Annotated in this window: 25 protein-coding genes; 21 read left to right on the forward strand and 4 right to left on the reverse strand. The window is 57.2% G+C overall.

What is annotated here, in order from left to right; all coding sequences use genetic code 11:
• The first annotated feature begins 586 nt into the window (after window positions 1-586).
• A complete protein-coding gene (locus ACNA1V_RS04260; RefSeq protein WP_415832332.1) occupies window positions 587-940 on the forward strand; it encodes a hypothetical protein in 354 nt (117 codons plus the stop codon).
• 112 nt (window positions 941-1,052) lie between these two features.
• Here the strand turns inward: ACNA1V_RS04260 and ACNA1V_RS04265 are convergent, their stop codons facing one another.
• The 3 genes from ACNA1V_RS04265 to ACNA1V_RS04275 all read right to left on the reverse strand — a co-directional run bounded on the left by ACNA1V_RS04265 (window position 1,053) and on the right by ACNA1V_RS04275 (window position 3,018).
• A complete protein-coding gene (locus ACNA1V_RS04265) occupies window positions 1,053-1,889 on the reverse strand; it encodes a DUF6414 family protein (protein ID WP_415832333.1) in 837 nt (278 codons plus the stop codon).
• The gene (locus ACNA1V_RS04270) at window positions 1,843-2,037 is read right to left on the reverse strand and encodes a hypothetical protein (RefSeq protein WP_415832334.1); all 195 of its coding nucleotides are present in this window, start codon (window positions 2,035-2,037) and stop codon (window positions 1,843-1,845) included. The genes ACNA1V_RS04265 and ACNA1V_RS04270 overlap by 47 nt, the downstream gene beginning before the upstream one ends.
• Window positions 2,038-2,313: 276 nt before the next feature.
• Window positions 2,314-3,018 (reverse strand): S24 family peptidase, encoded by a 705-nt coding sequence (locus ACNA1V_RS04275; RefSeq protein WP_415832335.1) that lies wholly within the window; start codon window positions 3,016-3,018, stop codon window positions 2,314-2,316.
• 82 nt (window positions 3,019-3,100) lie between these two features.
• Here ACNA1V_RS04275 and ACNA1V_RS04280 point away from each other — a divergent pair, with 82 nt between their 5' ends.
• Together ACNA1V_RS04280 and ACNA1V_RS04285 are read left to right on the forward strand one after the other, a co-directional pair.
• The gene (locus tag ACNA1V_RS04280; protein ID WP_415832336.1) at window positions 3,101-3,355 is read left to right on the forward strand and encodes a transcriptional regulator; all 255 of its coding nucleotides are present in this window, start codon (window positions 3,101-3,103) and stop codon (window positions 3,353-3,355) included.
• Entirely contained in the window at window positions 3,348-3,692 is a 345-nt protein-coding gene (locus ACNA1V_RS04285) for a hypothetical protein (RefSeq protein WP_415832337.1), read from the forward strand. The genes ACNA1V_RS04280 and ACNA1V_RS04285 overlap by 8 nt, the downstream gene beginning before the upstream one ends.
• 288 nt (window positions 3,693-3,980) lie before the next feature.
• Here ACNA1V_RS04285 and ACNA1V_RS04290 read toward each other — a convergent pair whose 3' ends face one another.
• The gene (locus ACNA1V_RS04290; protein WP_415832338.1) at window positions 3,981-4,157 is read right to left on the reverse strand and encodes a hypothetical protein; all 177 of its coding nucleotides are present in this window, start codon (window positions 4,155-4,157) and stop codon (window positions 3,981-3,983) included.
• Between the two features lie 122 nt (window positions 4,158-4,279).
• On the opposite strand from ACNA1V_RS04290, the gene ACNA1V_RS04295 reads away from it, so the two are divergent.
• The 18 genes from ACNA1V_RS04295 to ACNA1V_RS04380 all read left to right on the forward strand — a co-directional run bounded on the left by ACNA1V_RS04295 (window position 4,280) and on the right by ACNA1V_RS04380 (window position 19,855).
• The gene (locus ACNA1V_RS04295; protein ID WP_415832339.1) at window positions 4,280-4,816 is read left to right on the forward strand and encodes a hypothetical protein; all 537 of its coding nucleotides are present in this window, start codon (window positions 4,280-4,282) and stop codon (window positions 4,814-4,816) included.
• Between the two features lie 244 nt (window positions 4,817-5,060).
• On the forward strand, window positions 5,061-5,564 hold the full coding sequence (locus ACNA1V_RS04300; protein ID WP_415832340.1) for a hypothetical protein: 504 nt from the start codon (window positions 5,061-5,063) through the stop codon (window positions 5,562-5,564).
• A 141-nt stretch (window positions 5,565-5,705) separates the two neighbouring features.
• The gene (locus tag ACNA1V_RS04305) at window positions 5,706-6,920 is read left to right on the forward strand and encodes a hypothetical protein (RefSeq protein ID WP_134838545.1); all 1,215 of its coding nucleotides are present in this window, start codon (window positions 5,706-5,708) and stop codon (window positions 6,918-6,920) included.
• Window positions 6,917-8,287 carry a replicative DNA helicase gene (dnaB, locus tag ACNA1V_RS04310; RefSeq protein ID WP_415832341.1) on the forward strand — a complete coding sequence of 457 codons (1,371 nt, stop codon included), beginning with the start codon at window positions 6,917-6,919 and terminating at the stop codon, window positions 8,285-8,287. The genes ACNA1V_RS04305 and dnaB overlap by 4 nt, the downstream gene beginning before the upstream one ends.
• A 2-nt stretch (window positions 8,288-8,289) precedes the next feature.
• Window positions 8,290-8,628, forward strand: a complete 339-nt coding sequence (locus ACNA1V_RS04315) for a DUF1064 domain-containing protein (RefSeq protein WP_415832342.1) — start codon at window positions 8,290-8,292, stop codon at window positions 8,626-8,628.
• 1,022 nt (window positions 8,629-9,650) lie between these two features.
• Complete coding sequence (locus tag ACNA1V_RS04320) at window positions 9,651-10,433, forward strand: hypothetical protein (protein ID WP_415832343.1); 783 nt, start codon at window positions 9,651-9,653, stop codon at window positions 10,431-10,433.
• A complete protein-coding gene (locus ACNA1V_RS04325) occupies window positions 10,430-10,930 on the forward strand; it encodes a terminase small subunit (RefSeq protein ID WP_253104985.1) in 501 nt (166 codons plus the stop codon). The genes ACNA1V_RS04320 and ACNA1V_RS04325 overlap by 4 nt, the downstream gene beginning before the upstream one ends.
• Window positions 10,930-12,993: a phage terminase large subunit family protein gene (locus ACNA1V_RS04330; RefSeq protein ID WP_415832344.1), complete on the forward strand. Its 2,064-nt coding sequence runs from the start codon at window positions 10,930-10,932 to the stop codon at window positions 12,991-12,993. Before ACNA1V_RS04325 ends, ACNA1V_RS04330 begins: the two co-directional genes overlap by 1 nt.
• 1 nt (window position 12,994) lies before the next feature.
• On the forward strand, window positions 12,995-13,204 hold the full coding sequence (locus ACNA1V_RS04335) for a phage head-tail joining protein (protein ID WP_415832345.1): 210 nt from the start codon (window positions 12,995-12,997) through the stop codon (window positions 13,202-13,204).
• Window positions 13,204-14,715, forward strand: a complete 1,512-nt coding sequence (locus ACNA1V_RS04340) for a phage portal protein (RefSeq protein ID WP_415832346.1) — start codon at window positions 13,204-13,206, stop codon at window positions 14,713-14,715. Before ACNA1V_RS04335 ends, ACNA1V_RS04340 begins: the two co-directional genes overlap by 1 nt.
• A gap of 21 nt (window positions 14,716-14,736) precedes the next feature.
• Entirely contained in the window at window positions 14,737-15,780 is a 1,044-nt protein-coding gene (locus ACNA1V_RS04345; protein WP_415832347.1) for a head maturation protease, ClpP-related, read from the forward strand.
• A gap of 9 nt (window positions 15,781-15,789) precedes the next feature.
• Window positions 15,790-16,143 (forward strand): head decoration protein, encoded by a 354-nt coding sequence (locus tag ACNA1V_RS04350; protein WP_253104997.1) that lies wholly within the window; start codon window positions 15,790-15,792, stop codon window positions 16,141-16,143.
• Between the two features lie 65 nt (window positions 16,144-16,208).
• Window positions 16,209-17,210: a major capsid protein gene (locus tag ACNA1V_RS04355; protein WP_415832348.1), complete on the forward strand. Its 1,002-nt coding sequence runs from the start codon at window positions 16,209-16,211 to the stop codon at window positions 17,208-17,210.
• 2 nt (window positions 17,211-17,212) lie between these two features.
• The gene (locus ACNA1V_RS04360; protein ID WP_415832349.1) at window positions 17,213-17,521 is read left to right on the forward strand and encodes a head-tail joining protein; all 309 of its coding nucleotides are present in this window, start codon (window positions 17,213-17,215) and stop codon (window positions 17,519-17,521) included.
• Window positions 17,518-17,931 carry a hypothetical protein gene (locus ACNA1V_RS04365; RefSeq protein ID WP_415832350.1) on the forward strand — a complete coding sequence of 138 codons (414 nt, stop codon included), beginning with the start codon at window positions 17,518-17,520 and terminating at the stop codon, window positions 17,929-17,931. Before ACNA1V_RS04360 ends, ACNA1V_RS04365 begins: the two co-directional genes overlap by 4 nt.
• 182 nt (window positions 17,932-18,113) lie before the next feature.
• Complete coding sequence (locus tag ACNA1V_RS04370) at window positions 18,114-19,046, forward strand: phage tail tube protein (RefSeq protein WP_415832351.1); 933 nt, start codon at window positions 18,114-18,116, stop codon at window positions 19,044-19,046.
• Window positions 19,047-19,058: 12 nt separating this feature from the next.
• Window positions 19,059-19,472 carry a phage tail assembly chaperone gene (locus ACNA1V_RS04375; protein ID WP_415832352.1) on the forward strand — a complete coding sequence of 138 codons (414 nt, stop codon included), beginning with the start codon at window positions 19,059-19,061 and terminating at the stop codon, window positions 19,470-19,472.
• Between the two features lie 107 nt (window positions 19,473-19,579).
• The gene (locus tag ACNA1V_RS04380) at window positions 19,580-19,855 is read left to right on the forward strand and encodes a DUF1799 domain-containing protein (protein WP_415832422.1); all 276 of its coding nucleotides are present in this window, start codon (window positions 19,580-19,582) and stop codon (window positions 19,853-19,855) included.
• Window positions 19,856-19,860 lie beyond the last annotated feature (5 nt).

Genomic DNA, 19,860 nt, shown 5'->3' on the forward strand with positions numbered 1-19,860 from the left:
CCTCACCCTGTTTGCCGTGTACCGCGCTTTGGCGGACTGGATACGGACGGGACATCCGCGCAGAGCTGCGGCCATGCCCGCAGGTGCGATTGAGCCGGACGAACACCCCACAGGCGGGGCGAGCAACATCGGCAAATCGGATTTTTAAAGAGCAGGTCGGCAAAGGCCTGGCGCTTCAGCGTTGCTGCCCGTTGGGCTAGGCGGGGTGTGATGCGTTGGGTTAAGTATAGAAATTCTGTACCTTTAATGTCAAGAAAAACTGTACTTGTATTTTGGGGAGGGCTTTTCAGGTATGCGGGCATGCCAAAACTGCTTATGAAGGACTGGGCCGGAAGGAGAGGGCCAGACAGATGCAGACTGAACCGTTCAGTGCTTTAGCGGTTGCGAAACAGCCTAGACTGACTTATCTGTCTCTATGGAAACGAAACGATATGCCCGGTAATATTCAGACAATCAAGGCGTCAGTAGAATCTGAGATGAAGAAGGCAACGCTTGCTTCTGTTGTGTCTTGCGGTGGCTTTGTTAGGGGGCGGGGAAAACTGCCCGAAAAATTGTAATTAGTAGCATGCACAACATGCAGGTTTGTATGAATATTGAGCAAAAACAGCGGCTCAGGCCGATCGCAAGAGAGAAAGCAGAGTGGTTTTCAAACCAAGTACGGCTTGCTGCCAGGGCGGGAGGGAATACACACCGGGCTGGAATTGATGCCCAGGATGTGGTTGACGAATTTATTTCGACTTTGCCGGAAGCAGACCGAGAATCGTTTTCTGTGTTGTACACAGAGGAGATCCAGGCTCTGGCGTCAGCGACCATGGAGGAAACTGAACGTGCGTTGGCCGCTGTTGCGGAGCAAGAGCGAGAGAATGCGGCCTGGGGACAAATTGGTGCGGTTGTTGCTGTCGTGGTGTTATTCGTGGCGGTTTGGGTGGCTGTTAGGTAGGAGGAAGGGGATTGGGGCACCCTTGGTGGCCGCCTGTACGCTAGTGTGACAACAAAAAAGCCCCGTGAGGGGCTGTTTTTTTACTGCTTGGGAATGGGCATCCAAAAGCAAATCAAGCTTCCTCTGCTGTTGTTTTGCGGAAAATCATTATTGGAGTGATCGCAGACGACACCTCATCCCGACCGACAAGCCGCCTTACCAGCTTTAGAACTTCTTTCATCGTTTCGCCCAGCTCACCTGTGTTTATGGATTGCATACTGTCTGTGTCATGCAGGCTTGGTCGTGCATCCAGCACAGCTAGTGCGTACCAAGTGCCGGCCAAAAATGGCCCGTGAGCAAGCGCGAGGGTTGTTGCGTTTACGATCATGTGCTCGGGGCGAAGGGATGCCCAGTAGGCATTTCCATCGGCATCCCTGAGATGCACTTGTGGCTCTGGCGGCATGGCTCGGATTGCGTCACCAAAACCGGCGAATTGACTTTTCAGCGCAGCCAAAGACGCTTTATTTTGGTGCGTTACCTTTTGTTCCTGCAGCATGATTTTTATGGAAGGATCCCATATCCGCTGTAGCATCCCAACGTCTGTTAGTTGCATGTCGCCGCTAACCAGTACCAACGAACCGACTGAAGCCCGTTGGGCATCTCTATGTATGAAGCCTCTCTCATCAAGCGCGTCCAGCAGCGTCAGCGGAAGGCTCCACTCGGTGTTGTAGGAATGCTCCTGCTGCTCTGTCAGAGCGCCATTAATGGACGCGCCGGCCTTGGCGACCGCTGGAATCCCCCCTTCAACGCGAGCCACTGTACTTTCGGTGGTGCTTGTTGAGTTTTTCAGGCTTGTGAGCACGCCATCATTGAACAGCTGAGCAAACCACGACGAGACCCTAATCTTGTCAACGTACAGAAAGTCAAATAGAAAATCTGTGGTTTGTGAGCCTGGCTCCGCGTTTTGCATCTTTTTTGGCCTTTTTGATTTTTTCGTCGATAGCCTGATGCCTGGACTCTATGTTTTCAACCGCTTTTTTAATGGCGTCACGCGACTGCTCAACGGAGGATGACTCCTTGAGAATGGCATTAAAAAGCGCGCGATAGATAGTGCTCATGCAGTCATTCTACCAATATCGTCTTGAATAACAATGGGTTGTTACAAACAGCTCCTCCTTACGAGGCACCTCTTACTCGGAGGGACTGCACCCTCTGATGGCGTCGGGAACCAAGCCGTTTTCAGCAGCTGCTAGTCGAACGTCCGAGGCCTTGTGCCACGCAGCGCATACGCTCGCCTGTTCTGCACCTGGAACCAAGGATGCCGCACCGACAGCAGCGACAACTCCGAACATGAGGTAGGCGACATAAAGCGGACGAATCATACGTCTTCCTTATCAGATTTTGTTTGAAACCATACTCACCATACGGCCCACGATGAACGTATTTTCATCTGCCATGACTGGTGTGAACTCGGGGTTGTCAGAGTCAAGGTACCAGCGTTTCAAACGATATGCCAACCGTTTTACTACGAACTCCCCTGAATGATTGAACCCATAGACCTCGCCCTTTATCTGGCGAGTGTCGGCAGTATTCATCAATAGCACGTCAGTCTCTTTGATGCGAGGCTCCATGCTGCGCCCTCCAACGCTAGTCGCCACAAGTGCAGCCACTGAGTAGCGGTTCTTTTCGATCACAGCCCGAGGCAGGTAGATCGACCCGTTGAACTCGCTGCCGACAATATCAGTAGTGAACCCACGAACGCCAGCAGACACACGCACGGCTGTACGTCGGATTTCGACGAAGCCAGGGTCATTTGCCGCGTATTCATCGCCAGCTTGAATGGAAGCCAGTACTGCGCGCGCAGCATCTATTCTCGACGTCCTGGCTGGTGCCTCATGCTCAAGGTTCGGTAGGCCTGGCGGGGGAAGCTGCCAGTCCACAAGCGCTGCAATGGCAAGAACATGAGCGTAGCTCGGCTCGTGGGCGTCGTTCTCCCAAGCCGAGATGTTTGCTTTGGTGCGCCCAAGCCTGTCACCCAACTCAGTTTGAGTGATGCCAGCTGCGGCGCGGACCTTTTTTATCCAGTTTCCTATGCTCATAGCTTTGAGTGTAAAGAATATCTAAACCCGAGAGGTCTAGAAAACCTTGACTTTAAGGTACAGAAAATCTAGACTTTTGGGCATGGAACATCCTATTGATACTGCTTCCCGCTTGATTGGCTCAGCGGCAAAACTGGCTCAGCGGCTTGAGGTCACCAAGGCTGCGGTCTGGCAATGGAAGTTGCCGGGCAGAAAGGTGCCTATCGAGCATTGTTTGCCTATCGAGCGGATGACTCTTGGAAAGGTCGGGCGCCAAGCGTTGCGTCCCAACGACTACTGGCTCATCTGGCCTGACCTTAACGCCCCAACCATCCACCAGGAGAACCCCCATGCGTAGCCTCTACTCCCGTTTTGTGCTGTTCCTGATTCGTCCTGCGTTGGAGCGGTGGGCGGCGGAGAAAGAAGCCGCCCAATCCATGAAGCTCAGGGCATTTATGGATTTTCAGGAAGAGATGACCAAGCGAATTGCTGATTTGCCGGTCCGGTCAAGCTTGAAGCCATCTGCTTCAAACAGTTTGGCAGAAGCAAAAGCGCAGCTTGGGCCGGATCACCCGGTCATTCTTCAGGCTGAAGCTGCTCAGGAAGCAGCCGCCGAAGCCCTTCGCGTATCGCAGGAATCATGTTTTGGTTCTCTGGGAAGGCCGCTTGGTAGGCAATCCGGGTTTGTAGCTTAGCGTTGATTTGGGCGCGCAGCAGATTTGATATCTCAGGGCCGAGTCCGTTAATCGTTTCAACGAGAGCGGGGACAAGTATTTCAAGGGTCTCGATGTCTTCGGCGCTTTGCTGGACTTGGGTTTTCTTTTCAGTCACGGCTGGTTCCTTTTAGAAAAAGGTTTTTGAGCGGAATCTAAATCTTATCCGATTGGAGCCAGCCACCCACATACACAAGGAGAGGCAAATGCCCACAAAGGAAAAGCAGGAAGAAGACCACCGCATTCCCATCGGCCCGACAGACGTCTAGATCAGTGCAGCGTGTGTTCGGTGGTGCAGGGGGTGGATTCCTGGGCCAGTTCTTCGCGGTCTTCAGCTTCGCAGCACAGCCGATGGAACACGCTGAGGACCGCTTCTTCGGAGGGGTTAGGAATCACGGTAGCGGCGATAGCTGCAGCTTCACGCAGTAGCTGTTCGGTTTTGGTCATGTAGTCCTCGCAGTAGTAGCGGCAATGAGTATGGCCGCATTAGTCGGCCCCTGGAATGGGTAGTTGCCGACCAATGTAGAGATTGTGCAGTGCTGGGGGAGCCAGCGATACGCTGAAATTTGATGGAAAAAAACGTAATGACATGCCACTACACGAACACGCACTGGCGCGATGCTTTGTACAACGCTGTCCGCGCTACGGATGGTGGGGTTAACGCAGCAGCTACGTTCCTGGCCACGCGCCGAGATCGGGCTATGCATCCTCAATCGTTGGCAAGAAAGCTTCGTGGTGAAGACACACTGGACATCGAGTTGGCGCTGCTGCTGGCTGAGTATGTGCGCATTGATGCGGATGCTCGGCCGCAGGCAAACACGTGGCTTTTATCACTGTGCGCACAAGAGGGTTTGCATGTTGACGATGTGCCGCCCGCGCCCGCAGGTGGCTGGGTTTGCGAAGCCAAGGCTCTCCAAGAGAAGTTCTTGGAGCTTGCCGCGGTGATGGGTGAAGTCGCTGCGGCAACGGCGCTGACAACGGCAGATAGCAAAATCGAGCAACACGAGGCGGACATTCTTGTGCCCAAGTTGCGCGAAGTCCGTGTCATGAGTCATCGCATGGAACGCAATGTCATGCGTGCCGTTGCAAAGGGCAGCGACAAATGACGCGTTTTGTCCCTGCGCACGGCCGGCGGATAGGTGGAGACTTGGCCAGGCTGTCCGGTATGTTCTGCCAGCAGGAAAGCTTTCTGCGCTTCTCCGGCACACACACGCCGGAACAGGCCGCTCAGTGGGTCCGAGATCAATGCGGCGTTTCCAGCCGCGCTGAGCTGGACCACAACCCTGTAGCGGCCAAGAAATTCCACGACCGCGTGCGCCGACCGTATGCGGCATACATGGGGGCGGATCAATGATGCGCCGTACTCCCATGCCCCGCCAGAAGACGCCGATGAAGCGTAGCGCCTGGAATGCCAAGCCGGCAGCACAGAAAGCGCCTGGGCTGGCACAGCGTATTGCCAAGGCACTTGGGGTGGATCTGCAACATCGTCGTAAGCCTGAGCCTGTTTTCCGCAGCCTCAAGCACCGGCAGAACGTCGCACGCTTGCCATGCATCTGTTGCGGCCGCTGGGGGTGCTCTCAGGCCGCGCACTTGAATCTGCTGGCGTTGGGCAAGGGCAAAGGGCTGAAGGTCTCGGACGCCTTGCTGGTGCCGTTGTGCGCCGATGACGTAGGGATTCGCGGTTGCCACCACAAGCTAGACCAGGGCGCTGCCTACGACAAGGCCACATCTGCTGCGATGCAGATCAAGTGGTTGCAAGAGACGCGCACGCTCTTGATGAAGCTGGGTGACTGGCCAGAAGCGGCCGAGAAAGACATCGAGAAGTTTTTGAACACGTACCTGGCGCGGCAATAGCGGCAGGCAAAAAACAACCCGGAGCGGTAGGAGCCGATCCGGGTCAATCACTGTACATGGGAACTGAACAATGAATGAGCAGATTTTACCCCCAACCATAGCGGAAAACCAGACCGCAAACCAACAGAACAAGGGGGCGCAATGAGCAAGATGCCTTGGTTCCGTATGTACACGGACTTCCTGAACGATCCCAAGATGATTGCACTGGCCTTTGAGGACCAGCGGCACTTTATTGGCCTGCTGGCGCTTAAGGGTGATGGTGCGCTTGATACGGGCTGCCAGCCGGAGCTGCTGGACCGCATTGTGGCCCAACGCCTGTGGATCGACCATGCCGTCATTCGTGAGGTCAAGAAGCGCCTGGTGGCGGCTGGCTTGATTTCCGACGATTGGCAGCCGTTGGCTTGGGAAAAGCGCCAGATGCGTAGCGACAGCAGTGCTGATCGTGTGGCGAAGCACAGGGCCAAAAAGAAGGCTGAAGCGGGTGGTTCCGGTAACGAATCGGGTAACGGTCACGGTAACGCACCAAGTAACGAACCCGGTAACGCCGATGAAACGTTACAGCAACGGTCGAGTAACGGCCTAGAAGAAGATATAGATAAAGAAAAAGAAAATACCCATCCCTTACCCTTCCCTGCGGTAAGGGAAATCTTGGAATCGTGTTCAAAAATTGCCAAAGGCGAAACCGCCAGGGAGTTTCAGGAGAGCTTTGCCGAGGCATTGCGTGATGCTGGGTGCGAGCTGACGCTTGAGTACTCGGTTGACGACCGAGGTGATGGGCGTGATGGGAAGGTTGACATCCTGGTGACGTCACCTGCTGTCATCGGCATCGAGCTTGACCGAGTATCGGTGCGTGCGAAGTCCATCTTCAAGCTGGGACAGGTGGACGGCTATCGCGTGGCAGTGCTGCGTTCTGTTGCCCACGCAGAAACTCCTGAGGGGCTGGATGCGGTCATATGCTGCGGCGTGGGCTCTGCTGAGGCAGGGAAAGGCAGGGTTCGGGCTGCAAGGATGACCCTGAAAACGTTCTTCGAGCGTTGCCGCGAGAACGGGGAAAAGGCGATCAGCGGCTATGCGCCTATCCAGCAGTACGTTGATGACACCGGGCTCCCGATGGAGTTCATCCAGCTCGCCTGGGACCGTTTCAAGCTGGAGTTTGGGCAGAACGGGCCGAGGGGCACACGCATGCAGGCTGACTGGCGCCGTCATTTCCTGAACTTCGTGCGCAACAACTATTTCCGTCTGTGGTATGTCCGTGAGGAGGCAGGGGGGCGTGAATACCGTCTAACGTCTGTGGGCGAACAGGCCAAGGCTGAGATTCAGGCCCGGAATGCCCGTGAATGCCGGGAGGCAGCATGATGTCCGCAGACGTGACCGTGATTGCCAGCGTCGATGCTGAGCAGGCCGTCCTGGGGGCGCTGCTGCTGAGCAATGACGCCATTGACCAGATTTCAGACCTGCGTGCCGAGCATTTTTACCGTGCCGATCACCAGGAGATTTTCCGGCAAATGGTCAGCATGATTCTGGACGGCGTGGGGGCGGACGTTCTGACGCTGCGCGAACGCCTGGGCCGCACATTTCCGGATCTTGTGACGCTGCAGTATCTGAACAGTCTGTATCAAAACACGCCCAGCGCTGCGAATATCGCCCGGTATGCGCAGATTGTGCGTGACCGCGCACAACGTCGGGGCCTGGCTGAGCTGACGGCAGAGATCCATGATTCGGCACGTTTGCCGGTCGATGACACCGATGTGTTGATCGGGCGCTGCCAGGCCGGCCTGGAATTGCTGACGGAGCAACGGGAGGGGGCGGAGCCGGTACGGGTCAGTGATGACCTGGTGGAGTACTTGGAAGATTTGTCGCAGCGTGCAGAAGGTAAAGGGCCGCAGGCAATCTCCACCGGGCATAAGGATCTGGACAAGCGGATGGGGGGCGGCTTGCATGAAGGGGCGCTCATCATCGTGGCGGCACGGCCAAAAATGGGCAAGACAGCCTTCGCAATGGATATCGCACGTAACGTGGCCCGCCAGGGGCATGCTGCTGCGTTTCTCTCCCAGGAAATGCCGCGCCGTCAGTTGCACGACCGTAACGTCGCCGCCGTGGGCAAGATCCAGTTGGATCACATCCTGGATCCTCGCGGCTTGACGTCTGAAGAGTGGCCCAAGCTGACCTATGCCATCCAGACGTTGGAAACGTTGCCTTTGTGGATTGATGACCAGGGCGGCTTGCGATTGATGGATGTGCGTGCCAAGGCCCGGCTCTTGAAACGCCGCTACGGTCTGAAGGTGCTGGTCATCGACTACCTGCAACTGATGGAAGGCGAGGGCAACACGCGTAACGATCAGATCGAGCAGATCACGCGTGGCCTGAAAGCGTTGGCAAAAGAGCTGGGCATCACCATCGTGTTGCTGTCGCAGTTGAACCGCAGCCTGGAGCAGCGTCCGAACAAGCGCCCGATGCCGTCAGATTTGCGTGACTCGGGGGCGATTGAGCAGGATTGCGATGCGGCCCTTTTTCTGTACCGCGATGAAGTCTATAACCCGGACTCGCCGGACAAGGGCATCTGCGAAGTCAACGTGGGCTTGTTGCGACAAGGTCAGCCAGGGACTGTTGCATTGCGCTTTGCGGGGGAATACATGCGGTTTGATGATCTGGCTGCCGGAACTGAGTTTGGCAGAGCGCCGGCAGCAGGTCGGAAGCCTGTGTACAGCGGTTTGAAGGATTGAGCATGGCCAGCAAGTATCTGAACGAGAAAACCGTCGTTGATGGCATTACGTTCGCCTCCAAGAAAGAGGCTCGTCGGTATCGGCACTTGAAACTGTTGGAGAAGGCAGGAAAGGTTTTGGATCTGCGTTTGCAGGTGCCGTATGAACTGCTCCCGAAGCAAAAGCGCGCTGACGGCAAGACGGAGGTGTGCGTGCGCTATGTCGCGGACTTCGTTTACACGGAAGGTGGACGGCAGGTTGTTGAGGATGTGAAAAGCGAAGCCACGCGCCGCCTGCAGCTGTATGTGCTGAAACGAAAGCTGATGCTGTGGGTGCATGGCATCACGCTCAGGGAGGTCTGATGGGGGCGTCAGAACCGCGCTGGCCAGCATATGTGCGAGAAGAGATCGAAAACTGGATTGTTGCGTGCTGGGACGGCCAAGAGCCCGGCCCGAGGGAGCGGACGCAGTGCGGGTCATTCGAGGGCGGGTATAGCGCACACGCTTGGTTTCCAGACGATCTGCCACCGCCACGCAGGTGCTTCAACCGGGAGGCTGCTGATCGGGTTCAGCGCATCTTCGAGAGGATGCCGCAGGTGACGCGTCAGGTTCTTCGCTTCGAGTACACAAATCGAAGCCAATATGACCAATGGGAGGAAGGGCTGGAAATTGGCGCTGATGGTGTGGAGCGACGAGCGTGGCATCGAACGGGGAACAACAAGCGTGAAAGGGCGCAGCGAGCGTTGGATATCAGTAGGGCCAGCTATGACGAATGTGTCCGACTGTTCAAAGATTCAGTAGCAAGGGAGTTCGCATGAAGTACGCCGGGCAGATAGTCACTCTTATGTCTCAATATCCCGAAAGAGGATTTCGGGTTGTGGAGCTGGTGCGCCATGTCACTTATGGGCGTGTGCTTTCGGCAAGAGAACGTGAAGCAGTCCGAAAGGCTGTGCGCAGGGTCTTGGAAGCAATGGTAGCCAGCGGCAGCGCCCATATTTCTAAGCCGGCAGCGGTGTCTGGCGCCTATGCTGAATACTCCGTGTCCCGCTACCGGGACACGGAGTCAACAAAAGCGGTACAGGATGCGGGACAATATCGCCAGCACAGTTGCGTCCATTGAAAATGCAGCAGTAAAACAGCCCGCCGATCATCGCTGATCGGCGGGCTTTTCGTTGGATCGTTCGCGTGGAAATCCGGGGGCCCCTGGCGGATTTATTCCGGTAAGGGGAGTTCGGACCCTGAACGGTCGCTGTTTACGAGAATTTTGCTAGGGGGGGTAATAATAATTTTCCCCAAGAATCTAGGTTTCATGCGGGTTTCAGCAATCTGCGCTGTGAATTTGACCCCCCTTATAACCCTGGGGGGGTTATATCTTTGAGGCGACCATGCTCACGTACAAATCGACCGTGCGGCAGGGCGCTGCCTTTCTTCAACGGGCAGAGCGTCAGGTGCCGTATGCCACCTCTGTTGCACTGAACAAGACGGCTTGGTCGATTAGGCTCAAGCTGGAGCAAGAGATTCTGCGGGTGTTTGACCGCCCGACGCCGTATACGCAACGGTCGCTGCGTGTGACGAGGGCAACGAAAGCGCGATTACAGGCGGCAGTTGGATTTGCTCAGTACGCAGGCAAAGGGATCAGGGCAGATCAGTACCTGTGGGCACAGGTGTACGGCGGCAATCGTGCGCAGAAACGGTCGGAGCGTGCGCTGGAACGGGTCGGTTTGCCTGGTGGTTATACGGTGCCAGGCGCTGGGGCCGAAATGGATGCCTACGGCAATATGTCTCGCGGCCAATTGGTGCGTCTAATGTCATACCTCGAGGCTTTTGGTGAACAGGGGTATCGAGCAAACTCCACTGCAAAGTCTCGTGCACGGTTGGCAAAGGCAAAAACAGTAGGAGGGTACAAGCGCATCAATGGTGTTGTGTACTTCGTCAGTCGCGGTAAAGGTTCCATGTCGGGCAACCGCGAGCAGAACCTTGCGGCTGGTGTTTGGCGGAAAACGGGCACCCACGGTGCAGATGTGAAGCCTGTTCTGTTGGCGACGCGTCGGGTGCCTTCGTACCGGGAGCGACTGCCATTTTTCGAAACTGCCGACCAGATCCATGGTGAGCGGTTTGATATTGAGTTTTCGACCGCTCTTGAACAGGCCTTGGCTACCGCAAAATGATTGATCTATCGAAGAAGACCACGCAAGCGCGGTTTGCGGCAGCGGTGGGCGTGACGCAGCCGGTGATCAGCGGCTTGCTGTTGCGCGGGATCTTGACCTCGGGCGACACGGCGGGGAACTGGCTGCTCGCTTATTGCGACAATCTGCGGGAGCAGGCCGCTGGTCGCGTGAAGGGGAAGCCCGCTGATGGCGATGGCTTGGACTTGGAGGCGGAGAAAGCGCGTTTGGCGGCTGCTCAGGCTGACAAGATCGAAATGGAAAACGAAGTGCGGCGTGGAGAGGTGGCGCTGGTCTCTGTGTTGGAGACTGTGCTCTCACAAACTGGCAGCACTGTCAGCGCGATATTGGATTCGATTCCTTCAACGCTTAAGCGGAGGATCAGCACGCTGTCAGCCAGTGACGTGCTGATTGTGGAAACCGAGATTGCACGGGCACGAAATGCAATTGCAGCGTTGTCCCTGGAGGACATAGAAGCGAGTGGCGATGAGGATAACTAATGCAGCTGGTCCAGTCGAATCGCGGCGTCATCGCACGCGCGCTCCGTCGAGGACTGGCTTCATTCAGTGCCCCCGAACCGCTGACGCTGCGCAAATGGGCTGAGCAGCATTTCTATCTGTCGGCAGAGTCGTCTTACGTTGAGCAGCGGTGGCAGGCCTGGCCGTTTCAGCGCGCCATTCTGTCGTGTGTCGGTAGTGATGAAGTTGAGGAAGTGGATGTCATCAAGTCGGCACGGGTTGGCTACACGAAGATCTTGCTCGCGGCCATCGGCTACTTTGCTGAGCACAAGCGCCGTAACCAGGCTCTGTGGCAGCCTACGGATTCCGACAGGGACGAGTTTGTAAAAACCGAGCTGGACCCGATGTTGCGTGACGTGTCGGTCATGCATCCGATTTTCCCCAAGCGGGAGGCGAGGCATAAAGACAATACGCTGCTGATGAAGAAATTCCTCGGCGCGGTACTGCATCTGCGGGGCGGGAAGTCTGCTGGCAACTATCGTCGGATATCGGTTGGGGTGGCCTACCTCGATGAATTCAGTTCGTTTGATGCTGACATCGACGGTGAGGGTGATCCCGGCACACTGGCGGGCAAGCGCCTGGAAGGGGCCACGTTTCCGAAGCTGGTTGTCGGCTCCACGCCGAAGGAGAAAGGCACGTGTCTGATGGAGAAGCGCGCTGAAAGCGCTGACGCCAGATACGAGTATCAGATCGCCTGCCCGCATTGCGGCGAGCGTCACGCCCTGACGTGGGGCGGAAAGGACGAGCTGAACGGCTTTAAATGGCTGGATGGCGAACCAGAAACGGTCAAGCACCTGTGCCAGCATTGCGGCGTGCTGATCACCCAGGCAGAGTACCTGGCTGTCGCAGACGACGGTATATGGGTCGGCACTGACGGCTCTACGATTGATCACGACGGTGTGTTTCGGGATCGCCGCGGGCATGTTATTCCGGCCCATCGGCATGTGGCATTCCACGTGTGGACCGCATACAGCCCAGCTGTGCGCTGGGCGGACATTGTGTCGGCGTTCATGGACGCATATGACAAGGCTCAGAAGGGCGATGGCGCCGAACTGAAAACGTTCTGGAACACCACGCTTGGCCGGGCCTGGGAAGGCGAAGTCGAGAAGATCGACGTTGACGAGTTGCAGCGGCGTGCGGAGATCGAGGGGTTCGAGCTGCCAGGGCACGGCGAGGCCGTGGTGCCTGAGCGTTGTTTGTTGCTGTTGGCGGGGGTAGATACGCAGGACAACCGCATCGAGGCCGGCGTTTGGGGCTTTGGGCCTGGCGGGGAAATGTGGACGGTCGATCACCAGATCTTTTTCGGGAATCCTGAAGAGGAAAAAGTGTGGAAGGATTTGTCTGAGTTTCTGTTTGAGACCCGGTATGCACATGAGGCGGGGCAGCAGATGTCGATTTATGCCTCGGCAATCGACTCAGGAGGCCACCACACCGACGCGGTCTATGAGTACGCACGTAAAAACAAGGCCCGGCGAGTATTTGCGATCCGTGGGCGACCGTTCGGTGAAAAAAGCATTGATGACGGTGGCGTGCTGGTTGATATCGACTGGAAGGGGAAGCGCTCAAAAAAGGGTGTGGTGCTCTGGTATGTCGGTACGAATCTGGCAAAGGATCTGCTGCACTCGCGGTTGCAGGTAGAGAAAGAGGGGGCGGGGTACGTTCACCTTGCCCACGACCTCACACCAGAATGGTTCAGGCAGTTCTCTGGCGAGGTGCGTGCTGTTCGCAAGACGGCGCACGGCACGCGCACGCTGTGGACCGCTATGCGTAAGCGGGTTGAGGCGCTTGATTGTGCGGTGTATGCCCTTTGGCTTGAGGCGCGTTTGAAGCTTGCGCGAAAGACTGAAGCCTGGTGGCAGGCTCTTGCCGACAAGTTGGGGGCACAAGCGTATCCACCCGATCAAGAGGACGACGGAAGTGAGCAGCCAGCGCTACCGACAAAAGAAAATAAGGCGCCCGCGAAAGCGGGCGTTTCTGCATCTGTAGCAGCGCCTCGGTCGAGGCGGCGAGGTGCGCAGTCATCCTATTTAAGAGGCAGGCGTTGAGATGGCGTACACACAGCAGGACTTGATCGCCACTGAACGGGCTATTGCTGCAAGCGAGTTGGAAGTTCAGTACGGCGACAAACGCGTCCGGTATCGCTCGATGGACGAGTTGCTGGCAGCCAAGCGCGTGATCGAAGCGGATCTACGTCGCCAGGCTGGCATGCCGTCTAGGCGTATCACGAAGTTGCGTCACGGTGGGAAGGGGGTTTGATGCGATATCGCAACTTAGCAAATCGCGGTTTCGTATTGCCTACGAGGCTGCAAGGCTCAGCATCGAGCAGCTATGAGGCCGGTAGCGCCACGGGAAGCCGATCACGCAGCTGGATGCCCTCTGCATCCGGTCCGAACACGGCCGCGACGCGAAACCTGGGTTTGATTCGTCGGCGTGCCAGGGATGCCGTTGCTAACGATCCCTGGGCGAAAACGTCAGTCGCTCGCTGGGTGTCGAATGTCGTCGGTACCGGTATTCAGCCATATCCGAAGCATCCAGATCCCAAGGTGCGGTGCCGACTGAAAGCCGCCTGGGCTGATTGGGTGGGCGAAAGTGACGCGGATGAGCGTCTGGATTTCTACGGGCAGCAGGCGCTGGCTGCACGCGCCATGTTTGTCGATGGGGAAACGCTGGCGATTCTTCGTCCCCGTCTGCCATCGGATGGACTGACCGTGCCGTTGCAGATTCAGCAATTGGAAGGTGATCACCTTCCGGTGGATATGTCCTATTCCCTCGCCAACGGGCACGAGATCGTCAACGGCGTGGAGTTTGACCGCCTCAATCGGCGTGCCGCGTATCACTTGTACACACAGCATCCAGGCGAGTACGGACGCGTGATTCAGGGCGGCTGGGAGACGAAGCGGTTTGATGCTCGTCGCGTGGTTCATGCCTATCAAGTGCTGCGCCCAGGTCAAGTGCGTGGCGTGTCAGATCTGGCGACGATCCTGTTGCGGCTGAAAACCTTGGATAACTTCGATGATGCGGTTGCCTTTCGGCAAGAGGTCAGCAACCTGTTCGCGGGGTTTATCAAGAAGGCGCCCGGTGATGGTGGCGTGGACCCGGTGCATACCGCTGGCGAGTATTACGACCGCGACGGTTCTGAAATCCTCACACTGGAGCCTGGCTCGCTGCAGGAGCTGGGAGAGGGTGAAGAAGTTCAGTTTTCAGCACCACCGGGGGCGCCAGATAACTACATGGAGTTCATGCGCCAGCAGCTGATGGCGGCGTTTGCTAGTGTCGGCTTGCCCTATGAAATTGCCTCGGGGGATCTGCGGGGAATTAGCGATCGCACTTTGCGCGTCGTCGTGAACGAGTTCCACCGCTTGGTGCAGCAGTACCAGTGGTCCACCTTCATTCATCAGTGGTGCAGGCCGATCTGGCGAAGTTGGATTGAGGCGCAAGTCCTCGCGGGCACGATCTCGGCCCAGGATTTTCAGTCTGCCAAACGCGATTGGATGCGAGTGCTTTGGGTTCCCGAAGGCTGGGCTTACTTCAACCCCGTGCAGGATGTGAAGGCGAAGACCGACGAAATCCGGGCGGGGCTGATCAGCCGTTCAGCGGTAATTTTGGCCCAGGGCGAGGACCCGGAAACTGTCTTGGACGAAATCGCGGCAGACAACAAGGCAGCTGACGAAGCGGGGCTGACGCTGGATAGTGATTCGCGCCATGGAAAGAGGGGGGCGACTACACCTCAGATCGACGCCGATCCCGCAGATACGACGCAACAGTAATAGACGCATATAGGAATCGAGATGGCAAAGAAGAACTGGTACGCCCTGGCGGCGAAGGATGTAGAAGGCGAGAAGGTCGCCGAACTGCGCATTTACGACGAAATCGGATTTTGGGGCGTGACGGCAAAGCAGTTCATGGACGAACTGGACGCGGTCACCGCAGGGGCCGCGCGCATTCTGCTTTCGATCAACAGCCCCGGTGGAAGCGTGTTTGATGCATTCGCCATTTACAACGGCTTGCGTCGCCTGCAACTCCACGTCGTCGGCCGTGTGGATGGCATGGCTGCGTCCGCTGCATCTCTGATCCTGATGGCTGCAGATGAGATCATCATGCCCGAGAACGCGATGCTGATGATCCACGATGCATGGACCATTGCGGGCGGGACTGCTGAAGAATTGCGCAAGATGGCGGACATGATGGACAAAGCTGGTGACGGAATCGTCGCTGCTTACACCAGTCGAAGCGGTCAGCCGGAGGACAAAGTCCGAGAAATGATGGCGGAGACCACTTGGCTGAGCGCATTGGAAGCGCAGGCATTGGGCTTTTGCGATGCCATCGAATCCCCGGTCAAGATCGTCGCTTCGCTTCGGGCGGTTGGGCTGCTGAAAGGCTACAAGGGGGCACCGGAAGATTGGCTCAAGGCGCTTGGCGATTCTGAACCTGACGATTCTCTGGAACCTCTTGAACAGCAGCCAGCACCGCAAGTGAATGATTTCGCTCGCCAGGTCATCACGATGTGCCAGGAGAAGGGAATCCCTCAGTTGAGCAACAGCATCATCCTTGCAGGTGGATTGGATAGTGAGCAGGCGGTGTCTGCGCGTATTGATACGGCGTTGGAAATTAGCGGGTTGTGCGCGGCTGCGCAACTGCCTGACTTGGCAGGTGACTACATTGTTGCCGGCTTGGACGTCGAAAAGGTACGCGCTCGCCTATTTGATCGGGTTGTTCAAGACTCGGTCGGCAAAATCAGCAATCTGCAGCGTCCACAAGATTCCACGCCGGCCGCGAAGCCGCGTGCCCTGAACGCGTCGGCAATTTATGCCGCTCGCAAGTCCACAACCTAGGAGGAAACAATGGGTTTCATTCACCAGCAGGCCCGTGCGGCCGATTTCATTCTGTCCGAGGCCAATGGCCAGCGTTCCCGCGAGAACGCTGTGCTGGAAGCCGTCGATACCGATCAAGTAGCGGGGACGCTGCTGACCAAAAAGGCATCGGGCAGTTACGCGCCCTATACCGGCCCCGGCGCTGACGAGGAGAACCCGATTTCGGCTGATGCCGTGCTGTACGCCGGGGTGCCGGCGTCGGGCGAGTCGCAGCAAATCGTGATCGTTGCGCGGGCATCGGAAGTCGCCAGCGCGTTGCTGGTTGGCCTCGATGCATCAGCTCGTGCCACGCTCGAAAAACAGGGCGTGATCGTCCGCGACTGAGCGCAACCGCGCCAGCAAACAACTGGGCCGCATACGCGGCCCTTTTCTATTTCAGGAGCCTGAAGATGGCTGATATCAATATTTTCGAGGACGAAGCGTTCTCGGTTACCACCCTCACGGCAGCCATCAACGAGCTGCCGTATGTTCCCGGCCGTATCGGTGCCCTGGGCCTCTTTTCCGAAGAGGGCATTGCGACCACCGTGGCTCAGATTGAGTACGATGGTTCGGTCCTGGGCCTGGTGAAGGCTGCGCAGCGTGGTGGCGTGGGGCAGGTTGCGACGTTGACCGGGCGACGCCTGATTCCTTTCAACACAGTTCATTTGCCGCAACGTTCGACCATGTTGGCGGATGAAATCCAGGGTATCCGCGCATTCGGCAGCCAAACGGAAGTGGAAGTCGCAGCGGCGCGTGTGGCCAAGTACCAAGCGAAGCATCGCACGCAGCTGGACCTCACTCACGAGTACCAGCGTCTGGGCGCCATGAAAGGCAAAGTGTTGGACGCGGATGGCGTGAGTGTGCTGCTGGATGTGTATGCCACTTTTGGCATTACGCAGCTCGAGTTCAACATGGAGTTGAATGCTGCGACTACCGTGGTTCGTACGAAGTCCAGCGACGTGCTGGATCTCATCGAAGATGTCCTGGGCGCAGTGCCGATGACTGGTGCTCGCGCATTCTGCGGCAAGAATTTCTGGAAAGACCTGATCGACCACAAGTCGGTACGTGAGACCTACCTCAATACGGCCCAGGCGGCCGAACTGCGGGGGAAGGCCGCGGATTCGTTCGAGCTGGGCGGCGTGACCTACGAGCGCTACCGTGGCCGCATTCTCGGCAATCCGTATGTGCCCGATGATGAAGCGCTTGCGTTCCCGGAGGGCGTGCCTGATTTCTTCATCACGCGATATGCGCCTGGCGACTACCTCGAAACGGTCAACACCGACGGCCTGCCGTACTACACCAAGGTTGAGCCTCTCCCGTTCAACAAGGGACTGCAGATTGAAAGCCAGTCGAACCCGCTGCACTTGCCGACGCGGCCCAAGGCCATCATTCGACTCAAGCGTTCGGCCTGATTATGGAATGGGACAACAGCCGATTCGACCGGGCATTTGAACGGATTGGTGTCCGGCAGGAAATCTGGCTTGTCCGCAGCGGGCAGCCAGATTTCCCGTTCAAGGCCCGGTTTGATCGTCCGGACCAGGTTGTGATGGACGGAGAAATTCACACCACCGACTACTCCATCGAATACACGACGGCTGAGGTGCAGGGCATCAAGCGCCGCAGCGTGATCCGAATCGGGGATGAAACCTACCGCGTCAAAGAAGAGCCGTTGGTTCGAGGTGACGGGTACTGGAGCATTGCGCAACTGGAGCAAGTGCCATGACGTTCCTGGCTCGTCTTGTGCTGGGCATGAGGGACGCGCTGGAGGCGTCCCCTGACTTTCCTGCTGCTGTGGAACCATCGCCAGTGCGCGCCATGACCCGGCAAGACCGGAAAACGGTCTGTGTGCTGCCTGGAGCCGAGGCTGTCGATGCCATGCCTATTGGCATGGCAACACGGGCCAGGCAGATCCATGTGGTTGTTCACACGGCTGGGGACGATCACTTAGAACTGTCAGAAGAGGTTTTTTCTGCCGTACATCCAGTGATGATGTCTTTCGAGATGGACGGCTTGGTTTCGGTCGAGGAGGTGGGTACCGATGAGCCGAAGTATGCCAATGGCGACCTCACACGGCAGGTTGTCACCCGCAGGTACCGGGTTGTGTACCAAACCGATGAGCACTCTTTGGGATAGAGCATGAGCAAGAACGAAGAAACAAAGGATGCGCCTGCGGTGGCGGCGGCGCCAGCCGCAGCGCAACCTGATCCGCATTGGGGCTGCGGCGGCAGCTATACACGAGATCCAGTGACTGGGCAGCGCACACTGGTGCAACGCACCGCAGGCTGCCAGGACTGCCAGGGTAAGAAGGGGTAATCATGGCAAAAACCGTGAAAAAGACGCTGCTACTCGCAAAGCTGCAGACCGTGGCCGGGACCGATGCGGCGCCTACGGCCGCTGCAAACGCGATCTTGCTGCGGAACGTGACCGCAACACCCATCAGCGCCGAGTACGCCGAGCGTGCGCTGCTGCGGCCCTACATGGGGAATTCGGGTGAAATCGTCACGACCCAGTATGCGCAGATCGAGGGTGAAGTTGAACTGGCTGGTTCAGGTGAGGCCGGCAAGGTTCCCGCCTGGGGGCCGCTGATGCGTGCATGCGGCTTCGCAGAAACTGTTACGGCCGGTGATAGCGTGGTTTATACGCCAGTCTCTAGCGATTTTGAACTCATCACGCTGCATTATTACCTCGATGGGCTCTTTCACAAGATCGTTGACGCGCGCGGTACGGTGTCGTTTGAAATCAGTGCCAAAGGCATCCCGTTTATGCGGTATCGCTTCCTGGGCGCTTACAGCCCGATCAAAGACCAGGCAATGCCGACCGGAGTCGACTACAAAGCGTTTCAGACGCCGGTCAGTGCCGATAAGCGCAACACGCCGGAATGGTCCTTGGCTGGATATTCGGGTTGCGTGCAGTCGCTGTCTTTTGATATCGCCAATCAACTTGAATGGCGAGCCCTGATCAACTGCGAAGGCGCGGAGATTACAGACCGGCAACCCATTGGCAAGGCCGTTTTGGAGCTGCCGCGCATCGCCGATCTGGACTGGCCGGCGATGGTGCTGAGCGCTACACAGCACCATATCAGCATCACGCATGGGGCCAAGCCGGGCAATATCGTCACGATCAGCGCGCCGTCAGCTCAGCTGAAGAATCCGACGTACTCGGACGATAACAACATCGCCATGTTGAATTTGGATTTCAATGTGAATCCGGGCGTTGGCAACGACGAACTGGAAATCAAGGTCGCTTAAAGGGAGGGTGAAATGGGATTTGTGGTGAAAGACCGGCCTTTGGTGGCATATCCGATATCGGTTGCTGTGTACGACGAAAATGGGGAACAGACCGCTATCGAGTTTGTTGCTCAATACCGGCGTGCGCCGCAGCAAGAGCTTGTCGATCTGAATGATCAGATTAGCAACCATAGTCGGGTATTGATCGGTTTGGACCCGATCACCGGGGGCAATGGGCGAGTAATTGAACCGTGGCCGTATGCAACGGACGTCGATTTCATCGCTGACAAGATGGTCGGCTGGCGTGGCGTAGACGACGAGAGTGGCACTGCTAAGCCATTTACAGCCGACACGCTGCAAGAAGTGCTCTCGGCCTACCCAGAGCTGGTGCCTGCGTTGTTTCGTGGCTTCTTCCTCGCACACAAGGGCGCACGCGAAAAAAACTGATTGAGGCCGCCAGGCATTGGGCAGGAGCGACGGCAACCGTCTCCGACGATTTCGCCATAGACGGCACTGTGCTTGCCGCGCTCAAGGCGGCGGGCGCTCCACAGGAGGTGCTTGATGCTTGTCGGCCTGCGGCATCCTTCTCTGGCGAGGACATAGAAATATGGCCGGAGAACGTGGAAAGCGTAGAAGCGTTTCTTGATTTAGCAACTTGCTGGTCCTGGCTGTGTGCGGGATTTGCACAGCCGACCCGCGTTGGTATTCCCGCTTCTGAAATTCACGCCACCTTGAGCCTGCGTGGGGTGAGGCGAAAAGCACGCAAGGCAATCGCCTCTGACATCAGGTTGATGGAGAACGCAGCGCTGGCGCAGCTTTCGGGACAATAGGGACA

Origin of the sequence: Kerstersia similis, from assembly GCF_965139615.1 — a bacterium.
GTDB classification, from domain to species: domain Bacteria; phylum Pseudomonadota; class Gammaproteobacteria; order Burkholderiales; family Burkholderiaceae_B; genus Kerstersia; species Kerstersia similis.